The following is a 15,013-nucleotide window of genomic DNA, read 5'->3' on the forward strand; positions in this document are numbered from 1 at the left end:
GTGGTAAGGAGGGATACCCAAGCGGCCAACGGGGGCAGACTGTAAATCTGCTGGCTTACGCCTTCGGTGGTTCGAATCCACCTCCCTCCACCAGTTTCACGTTGTGACATTCCCGGCGCGGGAGTAGTTCAATGGTAGAACCTCAGCCTTCCAAGCTGATGGTGCGGGTTCGATTCCCGTCTCCCGCTCCATTGAATGAACTTTGAATCTTATCGAGTTCATGTCATAATGCAAAACTCGGCTCACGTAGCTCAGTCGGTAGAGCACTTCCTTGGTAAGGAAGAGGTCGAAGGTTCGATTCCTTTCGTGAGCACCATCTTAAGCATCACCTCTCAGACGAATTCGAGATAAGCAGCCATGGCCAAGGGTAAGTTCGAGCGCACCAAGCCGCACGTCAATGTCGGCACCATCGGTCACGTCGACCACGGCAAGACCACGCTGACCGCCGCACTGACCAAGATCGGTGCCGAGCGCTTCGGTGGCGAGTTCAAGGCATATGACGCCATCGACGCCGCGCCGGAAGAAAAGGCTCGTGGTATCACGATCTCGACCGCGCACGTCGAATACGAATCCCCGACCCGTCACTACGCCCACGTTGACTGCCCGGGCCACGCTGACTACGTCAAGAACATGATCACCGGTGCTGCCCAGATGGACGGCGCGATCCTGGTGTGCTCGGCCGCTGACGGCCCGATGCCGCAGACCCGCGAGCACATCCTGCTGTCGCGTCAGGTCGGCGTGCCGTACATCGTCGTGTTCCTGAACAAGGCCGACATGGTTGACGACGCCGAGCTGCTCGAGCTGGTCGAGATGGAAGTTCGCGAACTGCTGAGCAAGTACGAGTTCCCGGGCGACGACACCCCGATCATCGCCGGTTCGGCCCGTCTGGCGCTGGAAGGCGACCAGAGCGACATCGGCGTGCCGGCCATCCTGAAGCTGGTCGACGCCCTGGACACCTGGATTCCGGAGCCGGAGCGTGCGATCGACAAGCCGTTCCTGATGCCGGTGGAAGACGTGTTCTCGATCTCGGGCCGCGGCACCGTGGTGACCGGTCGTATCGAGCGCGGCATCATCAAGGTCGGCGACGAAATCGAAATCGTCGGTATCCGTCCGGTGCAGAAGACCACCGTGACCGGCGTCGAAATGTTCCGCAAGCTGCTGGACCAGGGTCAGGCAGGCGACAACGCCGGTCTGCTGCTGCGCGGCACCAAGCGTGACGACGTCGAGCGTGGCCAGGTTCTGGCCAAGCCGGGTTCGATCAAGCCGCACACCAAGTTCGAAGGCGAAGTCTACGTCCTGTCGAAGGACGAGGGCGGCCGTCACACCCCGTTCTTCAACGGCTACCGTCCGCAGTTCTACTTCCGCACCACCGACATCACCGGCGCTGCCAAGCTGCCGGAAGGCGTCGAAATGGTGATGCCGGGTGACAACATCAAGATGGAAGTCACCCTGATCAACCCGGTGGCAATGGACGAAGGCCTGCGCTTCGCCATCCGCGAAGGCGGCCGTACCGTCGGCGCCGGCGTGGTCTCGAAGATCATCGAGTAAGCCTGCAGTACCGGTGGTTGCATAGCGCCGCCGGTTACGCGAATGGCGGGCCGGGAACCTCGGTCCGCCTTCGCCGTCTAAGGGAAGGCAAGTTTCAAACGTACGCCAGTAGCTCAATTGGCAGAGCAGCGGTCTCCAAAACCGCAGGTTGGGGGTTCGAGTCCCTCCTGGCGTGCCATCTGCCCACCTTATCCAGCGGCCTGGGCCGCTAAAGCAGACACAGCCGGATGAATAGCAAGATCGAACACTCCAAGGACACCTCCGCCACGGGTGGGGATATCGTCAAGTATGTCGCCGCATCGCTGCTGGTGCTGGCCGGTCTGTTCGTCTGGTTCTGGTTCTCCGCCGACTCCGGTCGCGCCGCCCAGCTGGGTGCGTGGGCCGGTCAGTTGCGTGCGTTGGCGGTTGTGGTCGGCCTGGTTGGCGGTATCGGCGTGTTCATGCTGACCGGCAAGGGGCGCGACACCCGCGAATTCCTCTCCGAGTCGCGTTTCGAACTGCGCAAGGTGGTCTGGCCGACACGCCAGGAAGCCATCCGCATGACCTGGGTCGTGATGGTGGTGGTAACCATTCTCAGCCTGCTGCTGGGCGGGTTCGATTACGTTATTCAGTGGCTGGTTCAGCTGTTCCTGAGCCGCTAAGGAGATTTGCATGAAGCGTTGGTACGTCGTTCACGCCTATTCGGGCTTCGAGAAGTCGGTGGCGCAGGCTCTGCGCGATCGCATCGTCCGTGACGGCATGGAAGAGCGCTTCGGCGACGTCCTGGTCCCGACCGAAGAAGTGGTCGAGATGCGCGCTGGCCAGAAGCGCCGCTCCGAGCGCAAGTTCTTCCCGGGTTACGTGTTGGTCCAGATCGAGACCCACGAAGAAGCCGGCATTCCGCGCATCGACAACGAAAGCTGGCACCTGGTCAAGGAAACCCCGCGTGTGATGGGCTTCATCGGCGGCACCGCCGACCGCCCGCTGCCGATCGCCGATTCCGAGGCCGAAGCCATCCTGAATCGCGTTCAGGAAGGTGTCGAGAAGCCGCGCCCGAAGGTGCTGTTCGAGCCGGGCCAGATGGTCCGCGTCACCGACGGCCCGTTCAACGATTTCAATGGCGTCGTCGAAGAAGTCAACTACGAGAAGAGCCGTCTGCGCGTCTCGGTGCTGATCTTCGGTCGTGCCACCCCGGTCGAGCTCGAGTTCGGCCAGGTCGAAAAGGCCGTCTGACCGCCGGTAGAGTCGAGCTTGCTCGACTGAACGGAAAGTCGAGCAAGCTCGACTCTACGACCGCGGAAAGTCGAGCAAGCTCGACGCTATGTCAAGGAACCGGGCATCGCCCGGTTTCCTTCGTTTATGTGCCGCTTCAGGCATGTGAAGAAAAACCTGCTATAGTTCGCGGCTCCCTGCTGGGATGCCGGCAGGACGAGGCCGCCGCGAGGTGGCCTTCGGCATGATTTCAAAACGCGATGCCGGGACGCGTGATTCCCGGTCCGATGGGGAGCCTGTTGTCGAAAGGCGCTAGCACCCGGAGAGCACTCACATGGCAAAGAAAGTTGTCGGTTACATCAAGCTGCAGGTGAAGGCCGGTCAGGCCAACCCCTCGCCGCCGGTCGGTCCCGCGCTGGGTCAGCGTGGTCTGAACATCATGGAATTCTGCAAGGCGTTCAACGCTGCCACGCAGAAGCTCGAGCCGGGTCTGCCGGTTCCGGTGATCATCACGGCCTACTCGGACCGTACGTTCACCTTCATCACCAAGAGCACCCCGGCCACCACCCTGCTGAAGAAGGCCGCTGGCATCTCGTCGGGCTCCAAGCGCCCGAACACCGAGAAGGTCGGCAAGGTCACCCGTAAGCAGCTGGAAGAGATCGCCAAGGCGAAGGAACCGGATCTGACTGCCGCCGACCTGGACGCCGCCGTGCGTACCATCGCTGGCTCTGCCCGTTCCATGGGCCTCGTGGTGGAGGGTTAATAAGATGGCACAGACCAAGCGTGAGAAGGCCATCAAGGCCGCCGTCGTTCCGGGCAAGGCATACGCCTTCGAGGACGCGATCAACATCCTGAAGAGCGCCACCAAGGCCAAGTTCGTCGAGTCGATCGACGTTGCCGTGCGCCTGGGCGTCGATGCGAAGAAGTCCGACCAGCAGGTCCGTGGCTCCACCGTGCTGCCGGCCGGTACCGGCAAGTCGGTCCGCGTCGCCGTGTTCGCTCCGGCCGGTGCCAAGGCTGACGAAGCCCTGGCCGCTGGCGCCGAAGCCGTCGGTATGGATGACCTGGCCGAGAAGATGCAGGCCGGCGATCTGAACTACGACGTCGTCATCGCGACCCCGGACGCCATGCGCGTTGTCGGTAAGCTGGGCACCGTGCTGGGCCCGCGCGGCCTGATGCCGAACCCGAAGGTCGGCACCGTTTCCCCGAACCCGGGTGAAGCCGTGAAGAACGCCAAGTCGGGTCAGGTCCGTTACCGCACCGACAAGGCCGGCATCATCCACTGCACCATCGGCAAGGCCGACTTCGCCGAAGACGCGCTGAAGTCGAACCTGACCGCGCTGCTGCTGGACCTGATCAAGGCCAAGCCGGCCACCTCGAAGGGCACCTACCTGCAGAAGGTTTCGGTCAGCTCGACGATGGGCCCGGGCGTCACCGTCGACCAGTCGTCGCTGACCCTGAAGTAATTGTTTCAAGCGGTCACGGTGCCTTCGGTGCCGTGGCCGTGACATTTGAAGGCATCGCAGGCAGCACATCGCCGGCGGTAGCCGTCAAAGACCGCAGGTGCGGTCGTGGCAATACCGGCGACGGGCACGGAAGCTCGATCTGGCAAGGAGTCGCCGCCGGAGCAGTCATGAGCGCTTAATCGATTCCCCGGAATCACCCTGCGTAGATGGTGCCCTTCTGGAGTTTTTCTGGTTCACGCACGTCTGGGTTTCCCAGGTTGGCCCACTCCAGGTCTAGAACGGCCCACCCCCGGAACATCATCCCGATGTTCCCGGCGTCCAGGACGGATGCCGCACAGGACCGCACACGGCAGGAGCCGTAAGCGGAGTTCAATAGGAGGAGTGCAATGGCTCTCAATCTGTCCCAGAAGCAAGAAGTAGTCGCCGAGCTGGCAGACGTCGCCGCCAAGGCCCACTCCTTGATCGCAGCCGAATACGCTGGCACCACGGTCGCCCAGATGACCGCGATGCGCAAGCAGGCTCGTGAAACCGGTGTTTTCTTGAAGGTTGTCAAGAACACCCTGGCTTCGCGCGCCGTTGAAGGCACCGAGTTCGCAGTCGCCCAGGACCAGATGGTTGGTCCGCTGCTGTACGCGTTCTCGCTCGAGGAGCCCGGCGCTGCCGGTCGCCTGATCAAGGAAGCCGCCAAGGGCAACGACAAGCTGAAGGCTAAGGTCGTCGCCATCGGTGGCGAAGTGTTCCCGGCAAGCCACGTTGACGTGCTGGCCTCGCTGCCGACCCGCGATCAGGCCCTGGCCATGCTGGCCCGCGTCCTGACCGAGCCGGTCACGATGTTCGCCCGCGCGATCAAGGCTGTTGGCGAGAAGCAGGGTGGTGGCGACGTCGCCGCCGACGCTGCCGAGCCGGCCGCCGAGACCGCCTGAGTTTCGACTTACCGTGGTTCCTGACGGAACCTCAACCCAGAAAATCATCCAAAGGTATTTATCATGTCCCTTACCAACGAACAGATCGTCGACGCCATCGCCGAGAAGTCCCTGATGGAAGTGATGGAGCTGGTCAAGGCCATCGAAGAGAAGTTCGGCGTCTCCGCCGCTGCTCCGGTTGCCGTGGCTGCTGCCGCCGGCCCGGCTGCTGCTGTTGAAGAGCAGACCGAATTCACCGTCACCCTGAAGACTGCCGGCGAGAAGAAGGTCGAAGTCATCAAGGCCGTCCGTGCCATCACCGGCCTGGGCCTGAAGGAAGCGAAGGACCTGGCCGAAGCCGGTGGCGTCCTGAAGGAAGCCGCTTCGAAGGACGAAGCCGAGAAGATGAAGAAGGACCTGGAAGCTGCTGGCGCGACTGTCGAAGTCAAGTAAGCACTTCCCTTGCGTCGTCATCGATTCACGGCGATGCAGCCAAGGCTGGGGGCGTAAGCCCCCGGCCTTTGGTCGTTGTTGCGGTGTCGGTAGAGTCGACTGTTAGTCGACTGTTCAAGCAAGAAAAAGCCCAACACGGGCTGCAGTCAAACCCTGGCCGGCCAGCGCAGAGCGCGGCAGCGGGGAGTGGTAGCAGACGAGTTGGCAGTTGGAAGTAGCGGGAGAAGGCGTGCTGGTGCCGGCAATACCAGCGACTTCCAACTGACAATTTCAAGTTCCCTTCAGGGTCGTGGACGCACGGCCCGCACAACAAGGTGGAAGACCTCATGACGTCCTATTCGTTCACCGAAAAAAGCGTATCCGCAAGGATTTCGGCAAGCAGCGCTCGATTCTCGAAGTGCCGTTCCTGCTCGCCATCCAGGTGGATTCCTATCGTGAATTCCTGCAGGAAAACGTCGATCCGGCCAAGCGCACGGACCACGGCCTGCACGCTGCGCTGAAGTCGGTCTTCCCGATCGCCAGCTACAGCGGCAATGCTGCCCTGGAATACGTCGGGTACAAGCTGGGCGAACCGGTCTTCGACGAACGTGAATGCCGCCAGCGCGGCATGAGCTACGGCGCCCCGCTGCGCGTCACCGTGCGCCTGGTGATCTACGACCGCGAGTCGTCGACCAAGGCCATCAAGTACGTGAAGGAGCAGGAGGTCTATCTGGGCGAAATCCCGCTGATGACCGAGAACGGCACCTTCATCGTCAACGGCACCGAGCGCGTCATCGTCTCGCAGCTGCACCGCTCGCCGGGCGTGTTCTTCGACCACGACCGTGGCAAGACCCACAGCTCGGGCAAGCTGCTGTACAGCGCCCGCATCATTCCTTACCGCGGTTCCTGGCTGGACTTCGAGTTCGACCCGAAGGACGCGCTGTTCACCCGTATCGACCGCCGCCGCAAGCTGCCGGTGTCGATCCTGCTGCGCGCGCTCGGCTACAGCAACGAAGAGATGCTGGCCGAGTTCTTCGAGATCAACACCTTCCACATCAACCCGGATGAAGGCGTCCAGCTGGAGCTGGTGCCCGAGCGCCTGCGTGGCGAAACCCTGGGCTTCGACCTCGCCGACGGCGACAAGGTCATCGTGGAAGCCGGCAAGCGCATCACCGCGCGCCACATCAAGCAGCTGGAAGCCTCGGGCATCGCCGCCCTGGCCGTGCCGGACGACTACATCGTCGGCCGCATCCTGTCGCACGACGTTGTCGATGCCTCGACCGGCGAACTGCTGGCCCAGGCCAACGACGAGATCAGCGACGAGCAGCTGCAGAACTTCCGCAAGGCCGGCGTCGATGCGGTGGGCACCCTGTGGGTGAACGACCTGGATCGTGGCCCGTACCTGTCCAACACCCTGCGCATCGATCCGACCAAGACCCAGCTGGAAGCCCTGGTCGAGATCTACCGCATGATGCGTCCGGGCGAGCCGCCGACCAAGGATGCCGCGCAGAACCTGTTCCACAATCTGTTCTTCACCTTCGAGCGCTACGACCTGTCCGCGGTCGGCCGCATGAAGTTCAACCGTCGCGTGGGCCGCAAGGAAACCACCGGCGAAGCCGTGCTGTACGACAGCAAGTACTTCGGTGAGCGCAACGACGAAGAGTCCAAGCGCCTGGTTGCCGCCCATGGCGACAGCTCCGACATCCTGGACGTGATCAAGGTCCTGACCGAGATCCGCAACGGTCGCGGCGTGGTCGACGATATCGACCACCTGGGCAACCGTCGCGTGCGTTCGGTCGGCGAAATGGCCGAGAACGTGTTCCGCGTGGGCCTGGTCCGCGTCGAGCGCGCGGTCAAGGAGCGCCTGTCGATGGCCGAGTCCGAAGGCCTGACCCCGCAGGAGCTGATCAACGCCAAGCCGGTCGCTGCGGCCATCAAGGAGTTCTTCGGCTCCTCGCAGCTGTCGCAGTTCATGGACCAGAACAACCCGCTGTCGGAAGTGACCCACAAGCGTCGCGTCTCGGCCCTCGGCCCGGGCGGTCTGACCCGTGAGCGCGCCGGCTTCGAAGTGCGCGACGTGCACCCGACCCACTACGGCCGCGTCTGCACCATCGAAACCCCGGAAGGCCCGAACATCGGCCTGATCAACTCGCTGGCCGTATACGCCCGCACCAACCAGTACGGTTTCCTCGAGACCCCGTACCGCAAGGTCGTGGACGGCAAGGTCTATGACGAAGTCGAGTTCCTGTCGGCCATTGAAGAAAACGAGTACGTCATTGCGCAGGCCAACGCGCTGACCGACGCCAACAGCGTGCTGACCGAGCAGTTCGTCCCCTGCCGTTACCAGGGCGAATCGCTGCTGAAGCCGCCGGCGGAAGTCCACTTCATGGACGTCTCGCCGATGCAGACCGTGTCGATCGCGGCCGCGCTGGTTCCGTTCCTGGAGCACGATGACGCCAACCGCGCACTGATGGGCGCCAACATGCAGCGTCAGGCCGTGCCGACCCTGCGTGCGCAGAAGCCGCTGGTCGGTACCGGTATCGAGCGCGCCGTGGCGCGTGACTCCGGCGTGACCGTGAACGCCCGCCGTGGTGGCGAGATCGTGCAGATCGACGCCGCCCGCATCGTGGTCAAGGTCAACGAGGAAGAAATCGTTGGCGCCACCGACGCCGGCGTGGACATCTACAACCTGGTCAAGTACACCCGCTCGAACCAGAACACCTGCATCAACCAGCGTCCGCTGGTCCAGGTGGGTGACGTCATCGCCCGCGGCGACGTGCTGGCCGACGGTCCGTCCACCGACATCGGCGAACTGGCCCTGGGCCAGAACATGCTGATCGCGTTCATGCCGTGGAACGGCTACAACTTCGAAGACTCCATCCTGCTCTCCGAGCGCGTGGTGGAAGAGGATCGCTACACCACGATCCACATCGAAGAGCTGACCTGCGTCGCGCGTGACACCAAGCTGGGGCCGGAGGAAATCTCGGCCGACATCCCGAACGTTTCCGAGCAGGCGCTGAACCGCCTGGACGAGAGCGGCGTGGTGTACATCGGTGCCGAAGTCCGCGCCGGCGACATCATGGTCGGCAAGGTCACCCCGAAGGGCGAAAGCCAGCTGACCCCGGAAGAGAAGCTGCTGCGCGCGATCTTCGGCGAGAAGGCTTCGGACGTTAAGGACAGCTCGCTGCGCGTTCCGCCGGGCATGGACGGCACCGTCATCGACGTGCAGGTCTTCACCCGCGACGGCATCGAGAAGGACAAGCGCGCCCGTCAGATCGAAGAGTCTGAAATCAAGCGCGTCAAGAAGGACTTCGACGATCAGTTCCGCATCCTGGAAGCGGCCATCTACATGCGTCTGCGTTCGCAGATCGTGGGCAAGGTGGTCAACGGTGGCGCTGGCCTGAAGAAGGGTGACGTGATCTCCGACGCCTTCCTGGACGGCCTGAAGAAGGCTGACTGGTTCGCCCTGCGCATGAAGGACGAGGACGCTTCGGAAGCCATCGAGCGCGCGCAGAAGCAGATCCAGGCGCACGAGAAGGAATTCGAGCGTCGCTTCGCCGACAAGCGCGGCAAGATCACCGCCGGCGACGACCTCGCCCCGGGCGTGCTGAAGATGGTCAAGGTGTTCCTGGCCGTGAAGCGCCGCATCCAGCCGGGCGACAAGATGGCAGGCCGCCACGGTAACAAGGGTGTGGTGTCCAACGTGGTGCCGGTCGAGGACATGCCGTACATGGCCTCGGGCGAAACCGTGGACATCGTGCTGAACCCGCTGGGCGTGCCGTCGCGTATGAACATCGGCCAGATCCTGGAAGTGCACCTGGGCTGGGCTGCCAAGGGTCTGGGTCGCAAGATCCAGGCGATGATGGAAGCCCAGGCGGCCGTGGCCGACCTGCGCAAGTTCCTGGACGACATCTACAACCACGACGACACCAACGTGGCCAACCGTGTCGACCTGTCGCAGTTCAGCGACGAGGAACTGCTGCGCCTGGCCCGCAACCTGACCGACGGCGTGCCGATGGCTACCCCGGTGTTCGACGGCGCCACCGAAGCGGAAATCAAGCGCATGCTGGAACTGGCCGACCTGCCGAGCAGTGGCCAGACCCAGCTGTACGACGGCCGCACCGGTGAAGCCTTCGATCGCCACACCACCGTTGGCTACATGCACTACCTGAAGCTGAACCACCTGGTCGACGACAAGATGCATGCCCGTTCGACCGGCCCGTACTCGCTCGTCACCCAGCAGCCGCTGGGCGGCAAGGCGCAGTTCGGCGGCCAGCGCTTCGGTGAAATGGAAGTCTGGGCGCTGGAAGCCTACGGCGCGGCCTACACCCTGCAGGAAATGCTGACGGTGAAGTCCGATGACGTGCAGGGCCGCAACCAGATGTACAAGAACATCGTCGACGGTGAGCACGAGATGGTCGCGGGCATGCCGGAATCCTTCAACGTGCTCGTGAAGGAAATCCGCTCGCTGGCCATCAACATGGAACTGGAAGACAACTGATCCATGCCGGCGCGGCGGTCCGCCGCCGCGCCGCTGGCAGTGACCTGAAAGCCCATCGACACAGCATTCCTCCTTCTGGAGAACACCATGAAAGACCTGCTCAACCTCTTCAACCAGCAGCGCCAGACGCTGGACTTCGACGCGATCAAGATCGCGCTGGCCTCGCCGGACCTGATCCGTTCGTGGTCCTTCGGCGAAGTGAAGAAGCCGGAAACCATCAACTACCGTACCTTCAAGCCGGAGCGTGACGGCCTGTTCTGCGCCGCCATCTTCGGGCCGGTCAAGGACTACGAGTGCCTGTGCGGCAAGTACAAGCGCATGAAGCACCGCGGCGTGGTCTGCGAAAAGTGCGGCACCGAAGTGACCCTGGCCAAGGTGCGTCGTGAGCGCATGGGCCACATCGACCTGGCCTCGCCGGTCGCGCACATCTGGTTCCTGAAGTCGCTGCCGTCGCGCATCGGCCTGATGCTGGACATGACCCTGCGCGACATCGAGCGCGTGCTGTACTTCGAAGCCTACGTGGTGACCGAGCCGGGCCTGACCGCCCTGGAGCGCCGCCAGCTGCTGACCGAAGAACAGTACCTGCAGGCCCGCCAGGAGCACGGTGACGACTTCGACGCCGCCATGGGCGCCGAGGCCGTGTACGAACTGCTGCGCACCATCGACCTGCAGTCGGAAATGACCCGCCTGCGCGAGGAAATCGCCGCTACCGGTTCGGAAACCAAGCTCAAGCGCCTCACCAAGCGCATCAAGCTGATCGAAGCCTTCCTGGAATCGGGCAACCGTCCGGAGTGGATGGTCATGACCGTGCTGCCGGTGCTGCCGCCGGACCTGCGTCCGCTGGTGCCGCTGGACGGCGGCCGCTTCGCGACCTCCGACCTGAACGACCTGTACCGCCGCGTCATCAACCGCAACAACCGCCTGCGCCGCCTGCTCGAACTGAGCGCGCCGGACATCATCGTGCGCAATGAAAAGCGCATGCTGCAGGAATCGGTCGATGCGCTGCTGGACAACGGCCGTCGTGGCCGTGCCATCACCGGCACCAACAAGCGCCCGCTGAAGTCGCTGGCCGACATGATCAAGGGCAAGCAGGGTCGCTTCCGCCAGAACCTGCTGGGCAAGCGCGTGGACTACTCGGGCCGTTCGGTCATCGTGGTCGGTCCGTACCTGCGCCTGCACCAGTGCGGCCTGCCGAAGAAGATGGCGCTGGAGCTGTTCAAGCCGTTCGTCTTCGCCAAGCTGCAGCGTCGTGGCCTGGCCACCACCATCAAGGCCGCCAAGAAGCTGGTCGAGCGCGAAGAAGCCGAAGTCTGGGACATCCTGGAAGAGGTCATCCGCGAACACCCGGTGATGCTGAACCGTGCGCCGACCCTGCACCGTCTGGGCATCCAGGCGTTCGAGCCGGTGCTGATCGAAGGCAAGGCCATCCAGCTGCACCCGCTGGTCTGCACCGCGTTCAACGCCGACTTCGACGGTGACCAGATGGCCGTCCACGTGCCGCTCTCGCTGGAAGCCCAGCTGGAAGCGCGTGCGCTGATGATGTCCACCAACAACATCCTGTCGCCGGCCAACGGCGAGCCGATCATCGTGCCGTCGCAGGACGTCGTGCTGGGTCTGTACTACATGACCCGATCGCTGGAAAACAAGAAGGGCGAGGGCATGGCCTTCGCCAACATCGCCGAAGTCAAGCGTGCCTACGACAACCGCGTGGTGGAACTGCACGCGCGCGTCAAGGTCCGCATCACCGAGGTGGTGACCGACGAAGACGGCAACAAGCAGCCGAAGACCTCGATCGTGGACACCACGATCGGTCGCGCCCTGCTGGCTGAAATCCTGCCGGAAGGCCTGCCGTTCGCGCTGGCCAACACCGAGCTGACCAAGAAGAACATCAGCCGCCTGATCAACTCCAGCTACCGCCAGCTGGGTCTGAAGGACACGGTCGTGTTCGCCGACAAGCTGATGTACACCGGCTTCGCCTACGCGACCCGCGCCGGTGTCTCGATCGGCATCGACGACATGCTGATCCCGGACGAGAAGAAGGGCATCCTCACCGAGGCCGAAGCCGAAGTGCTGGAAATCCAGGAGCAGTACCAGTCGGGTCTGGTCACCGCCGGCGAGCGCTACAACAAGGTGGTCGACATCTGGTCGCGCACCAACGAGCGCATCGCCAAGGCGATGATGGACACCATCGGTACCGAGAAGGTGGTCAACGCCAAGGGTGAGACCATCGACCAGAAGTCGATGAACTCGCTGTACATCATGGCCGACTCCGGTGCGCGTGGTTCGCAGGCGCAGATCCGTCAGCTGGCCGGCATGCGTGGCCTGATGGCGCGTCCGGACGGCTCGATCATCGAGACGCCCATCAAGGCGAACTTCCGCGAAGGCCTGAACGTGCAGGAGTACTTCAACTCCACCCACGGTGCCCGTAAGGGTCTGGCCGATACCGCGCTGAAGACCGCGAACTCGGGTTACCTGACCCGTCGTCTGGTCGACGTGGCGCAGGACGTGGTGATCACCGAGGTGGATTGCGGTACCACCGAAGGCCTGATCATGACCCCGATCGTGGAAGGCGGCGACGTGGTCGAACCGCTGAAGGACCGCGTGCTGGGTCGCGTGGTTGCCGAGGACGTGTTCCTGCCGGGCAACGACGAAGATCCGATCGTGACCCGCAACACCCTGCTCGACGAAGCCTGGGTCGCCAAGCTGGAAGATGCCGGCGTGCAGAGCATCAAGGTCCGCTCGACGATCTCGTGCGAATCGGCCTTCGGTGTCTGCGGTCGCTGCTACGGCCGCGATCTGGCCCGTGGCCACCTGGTCAACATCGGTGAAGCGGTCGGCGTCATCGCCGCCCAGTCCATCGGTGAGCCGGGTACCCAGCTGACCATGCGTACGTTCCACATCGGTGGTGCGGCGTCGCGTGCGGCTGCGGTCGACAACATCACGGTCAAGACCACCGGTTCGGTCAAGTTCAACAACCTCAAGTCGGTCGAGCACGCCAATGGCTCGCTGGTTGCGGTGTCGCGCTCGGGCGAAATCTCGGTGCTCGACGCGCACGGCCGTGAGCGTGAGCGCTACAAGCTGCCCTACGGTGCCAACATCACCTCCAAGGACGGCGAAGCGGTCAAGGCTGGCCAGACCGTGGCCAACTGGGATCCGCACAACCACCCGATCGTTTCCGAAGTGGCCGGTTTCGTGCGCTTCGTGGACTTCATCGACGGCATCACCGTCATCGAGAAGACCGACGAACTGACCGGCCTGGCGTCGCGTGAGATCACCGATCCGAAGCGTCGTGGTTCGCAGGGCAAGGATCTGCGTCCGCTGGTGCGCATCGTCGATGCCAAGGGCAACGACCTGTCGATCCCGGGCACCGATCTGCCGGCGCAGTACCTGCTGCCGCCGCGCTCGATCGTCAACCTGCAGGACGGCGCCCCGGTGGGCGTGGGCGACGTCGTCGCCAAGATCCCGCAGGAAGCCTCGAAGACCCGCGACATCACCGGTGGTCTGCCGCGCGTGGCCGACCTGTTCGAAGCGCGCAAGCCGAAGGATCCGGCGGTGCTGGCCGAGCGTTCGGGCATCATCAGCTTCGGCAAGGACACCAAGGGCAAGCAGCGCCTGATCATCAAGGACACCGATGGTTCGGAGCACGAAGAGCTGATTCCGAAGTACCGCCAGGTCATCGTGTTCGAAGGCGAGCATGTCACCAAGGGTGAAACCATCGTGGACGGCGAGCCGAGCCCGCAGGACATCCTGCGTCTGCTGGGTGTCGAACCGCTGGCGGCCTACCTGGTGAAGGAAATCCAGGACGTGTACCGCCTGCAGGGCGTGAAGATCAACGACAAGCACATCGAGGTGATCACCCGCCAGATGCTGCGCAAGGTCGAGATCACCGATCAGGGCAGCAGCAAGTTCCTGAACGGCGAACAGGTGGAGCGTCAGCGCGTGATCGAGGAGAATGCGCGCCTGTCGACCCGCAACGAGCTGCCGGCCCAGTTCGATCCGGTGCTGCTGGGTATCACCAAGGCCTCGCTGGCGACCGAGTCGTTCATCTCGGCGGCGTCCTTCCAGGAAACCACCCGCGTGCTGACCGAAGCGGCCGTCCGCGGCACCTCGGACAACCTGCGTGGCCTGAAGGAAAACGTCATCGTCGGCCGCCTGATTCCGGCCGGTACCGGCCTGGCGTACCACAGCAACCGCCGTCGTGGCGCGTCTGGTCTCACCGAGTCGGAGATGCAGACCCTGGCCGGCACCCCGGCCGCAGTCGAGGCACCGGCAGCCGAAGTGGAAGCCGAACAGGCTTCGGAAGACTGAAACACCGGTCCGGCCGGTAGGGTCGAGCTTGCTCGACCACACCGATCGGGCCAAGGACAGGGCAGGGTGGACCGCTCGCGGTTCACCCCGCCAACCTGAACGGGGTACATGGAGGCCCCCCAGTAACGTTCCGGGATCAGGAACGGGCTTGACAGGAGGCGTTTGACTGCTTTCCTGGCAGGTTGCTACAATCGTCTGTCTCAGCAGGCCAAAATTTCGGCCTGCTTTAACATTTCCGCATCTCTGGTCGGATTTTCCGGCCACCAATCAGAAGAACCTACTGATGGCGACGATCAACCAGCTGGTCCGCAAGCCGCGGCAAGCGACCACCTACAAGAGTGCCTCGCCGGCGCTCGACAAGTGCCCGCAGCGCCGTGGCGTCTGCACCCGTGTCTACACCACCACTCCGAAGAAGCCGAACTCGGCTCTGCGCAAGGTTGCCAAGGTCCGCCTGACCAACCAGGAAGAAGTGATCTCCTACATCGGTGGTGAAGGCCACAACCTGCAGGAGCACTCCGTGGTCCTGATCCGCGGCGGTCGCGTCAAGGACCTGCCGGGTGTGCGTTACCACACCGTTCGTGGCTCGCTCGACGCCGCCGGCGTTGCCAAGCGTCGCCAGGCCCGTTCCAAGTACGGCGCCAAGCGTCCGAAGGCATAAGGAGAGA

General features: G+C 63.4%; 9 protein-coding genes, 4 tRNA genes and 1 pseudogene. All 14 read left to right on the plus strand.

Annotation, left to right across the window (positions count from 1 at the left end):
* The first annotated feature begins 7 nt into the window (after positions 1 to 7).
* Positions 8 to 93: transfer RNA gene (locus N4G47_RS02325), tRNA-Tyr, on the plus strand.
* A gap of 24 nt (positions 94 to 117) precedes the next feature.
* Positions 118 to 191: transfer RNA gene (locus tag N4G47_RS02330), tRNA-Gly, on the plus strand.
* Between the two features lie 49 nt (positions 192 to 240).
* Positions 241 to 316, plus strand: a tRNA-Thr gene (locus N4G47_RS02335).
* Between the two features lie 41 nt (positions 317 to 357).
* On the plus strand, positions 358 to 1,548 hold the full coding sequence (gene tuf / locus N4G47_RS02340) for an elongation factor Tu (protein ID WP_057497303.1): 1,191 nt from the start codon (positions 358 to 360) through the stop codon (positions 1,546 to 1,548).
* A 102-nt stretch (positions 1,549 to 1,650) separates the two neighbouring features.
* A tRNA-Trp gene (locus N4G47_RS02345) sits at positions 1,651 to 1,726 on the plus strand.
* Positions 1,727 to 1,775: 49 nt separating this feature from the next.
* Positions 1,776 to 2,189, plus strand: a complete 414-nt coding sequence (gene secE, locus N4G47_RS02350) for a preprotein translocase subunit SecE (RefSeq protein ID WP_107229953.1) — start codon at positions 1,776 to 1,778, stop codon at positions 2,187 to 2,189.
* A gap of 10 nt (positions 2,190 to 2,199) precedes the next feature.
* Positions 2,200 to 2,760: a transcription termination/antitermination protein NusG gene (gene nusG, locus N4G47_RS02355; RefSeq protein WP_004154362.1), complete on the plus strand. Its 561-nt coding sequence runs from the start codon at positions 2,200 to 2,202 to the stop codon at positions 2,758 to 2,760.
* A gap of 313 nt (positions 2,761 to 3,073) precedes the next feature.
* A complete protein-coding gene (gene rplK / locus N4G47_RS02360; protein WP_004145248.1) occupies positions 3,074 to 3,502 on the plus strand; it encodes a 50S ribosomal protein L11 in 429 nt (142 codons plus the stop codon).
* Between the two features lie 4 nt (positions 3,503 to 3,506).
* Positions 3,507 to 4,205 carry a 50S ribosomal protein L1 gene (rplA, locus tag N4G47_RS02365; protein WP_004154350.1) on the plus strand — a complete coding sequence of 233 codons (699 nt, stop codon included), beginning with the start codon at positions 3,507 to 3,509 and terminating at the stop codon, positions 4,203 to 4,205.
* 386 nt (positions 4,206 to 4,591) lie between these two features.
* A complete protein-coding gene (gene rplJ / locus N4G47_RS02370) occupies positions 4,592 to 5,128 on the plus strand; it encodes a 50S ribosomal protein L10 (protein ID WP_005408203.1) in 537 nt (178 codons plus the stop codon).
* Positions 5,129 to 5,191: 63 nt separating this feature from the next.
* On the plus strand, positions 5,192 to 5,560 hold the full coding sequence (gene rplL / locus N4G47_RS02375; protein ID WP_057497299.1) for a 50S ribosomal protein L7/L12: 369 nt from the start codon (positions 5,192 to 5,194) through the stop codon (positions 5,558 to 5,560).
* 326 nt (positions 5,561 to 5,886) lie between these two features.
* Positions 5,887 to 10,040 (plus strand): annotated as a pseudogene (gene rpoB / locus N4G47_RS02380) (DNA-directed RNA polymerase subunit beta).
* An 87-nt stretch (positions 10,041 to 10,127) separates the two neighbouring features.
* Positions 10,128 to 14,348, plus strand: coding sequence for a DNA-directed RNA polymerase subunit beta' (gene rpoC / locus N4G47_RS02385; protein WP_475285016.1), 4,221 nt, complete (start codon positions 10,128 to 10,130; stop codon positions 14,346 to 14,348).
* Positions 14,349 to 14,631: 283 nt separating this feature from the next.
* The gene (gene rpsL, locus N4G47_RS02390) at positions 14,632 to 15,006 is read left to right on the plus strand and encodes a 30S ribosomal protein S12 (protein WP_004145320.1); all 375 of its coding nucleotides are present in this window, start codon (positions 14,632 to 14,634) and stop codon (positions 15,004 to 15,006) included.
* The last annotated feature ends 7 nt before the right edge of the window (positions 15,007 to 15,013 follow it).

The organism is Stenotrophomonas sp. GSD10 (genome assembly GCF_056172695.1).

What these genes read in the sequence shown, in the direction of transcription:
- tuf (WP_057497303.1), top strand. Translation starts at nt 358, where the DNA reads ATGGCCAAGGGTAAGTTCGAGCGCACCAAGCCGCACGTCAATGTCGGC.
- secE (WP_107229953.1), top strand. Translation starts at nt 1,776, where the DNA reads ATGAATAGCAAGATCGAACACTCCAAGGACACCTCCGCCACGGGTGGG.
- nusG (WP_004154362.1), top strand. Translation starts at nt 2,200, where the DNA reads ATGAAGCGTTGGTACGTCGTTCACGCCTATTCGGGCTTCGAGAAGTCG.
- rplK (WP_004145248.1), top strand. Translation starts at nt 3,074, where the DNA reads ATGGCAAAGAAAGTTGTCGGTTACATCAAGCTGCAGGTGAAGGCCGGT.
- rplA (WP_004154350.1), top strand. Translation starts at nt 3,507, where the DNA reads ATGGCACAGACCAAGCGTGAGAAGGCCATCAAGGCCGCCGTCGTTCCG.
- rplJ (WP_005408203.1), top strand. Translation starts at nt 4,592, where the DNA reads ATGGCTCTCAATCTGTCCCAGAAGCAAGAAGTAGTCGCCGAGCTGGCA.
- rplL (WP_057497299.1), top strand. Translation starts at nt 5,192, where the DNA reads ATGTCCCTTACCAACGAACAGATCGTCGACGCCATCGCCGAGAAGTCC.
- rpoC (WP_475285016.1), top strand. Translation starts at nt 10,128, where the DNA reads ATGAAAGACCTGCTCAACCTCTTCAACCAGCAGCGCCAGACGCTGGAC.
- rpsL (WP_004145320.1), top strand. Translation starts at nt 14,632, where the DNA reads ATGGCGACGATCAACCAGCTGGTCCGCAAGCCGCGGCAAGCGACCACC.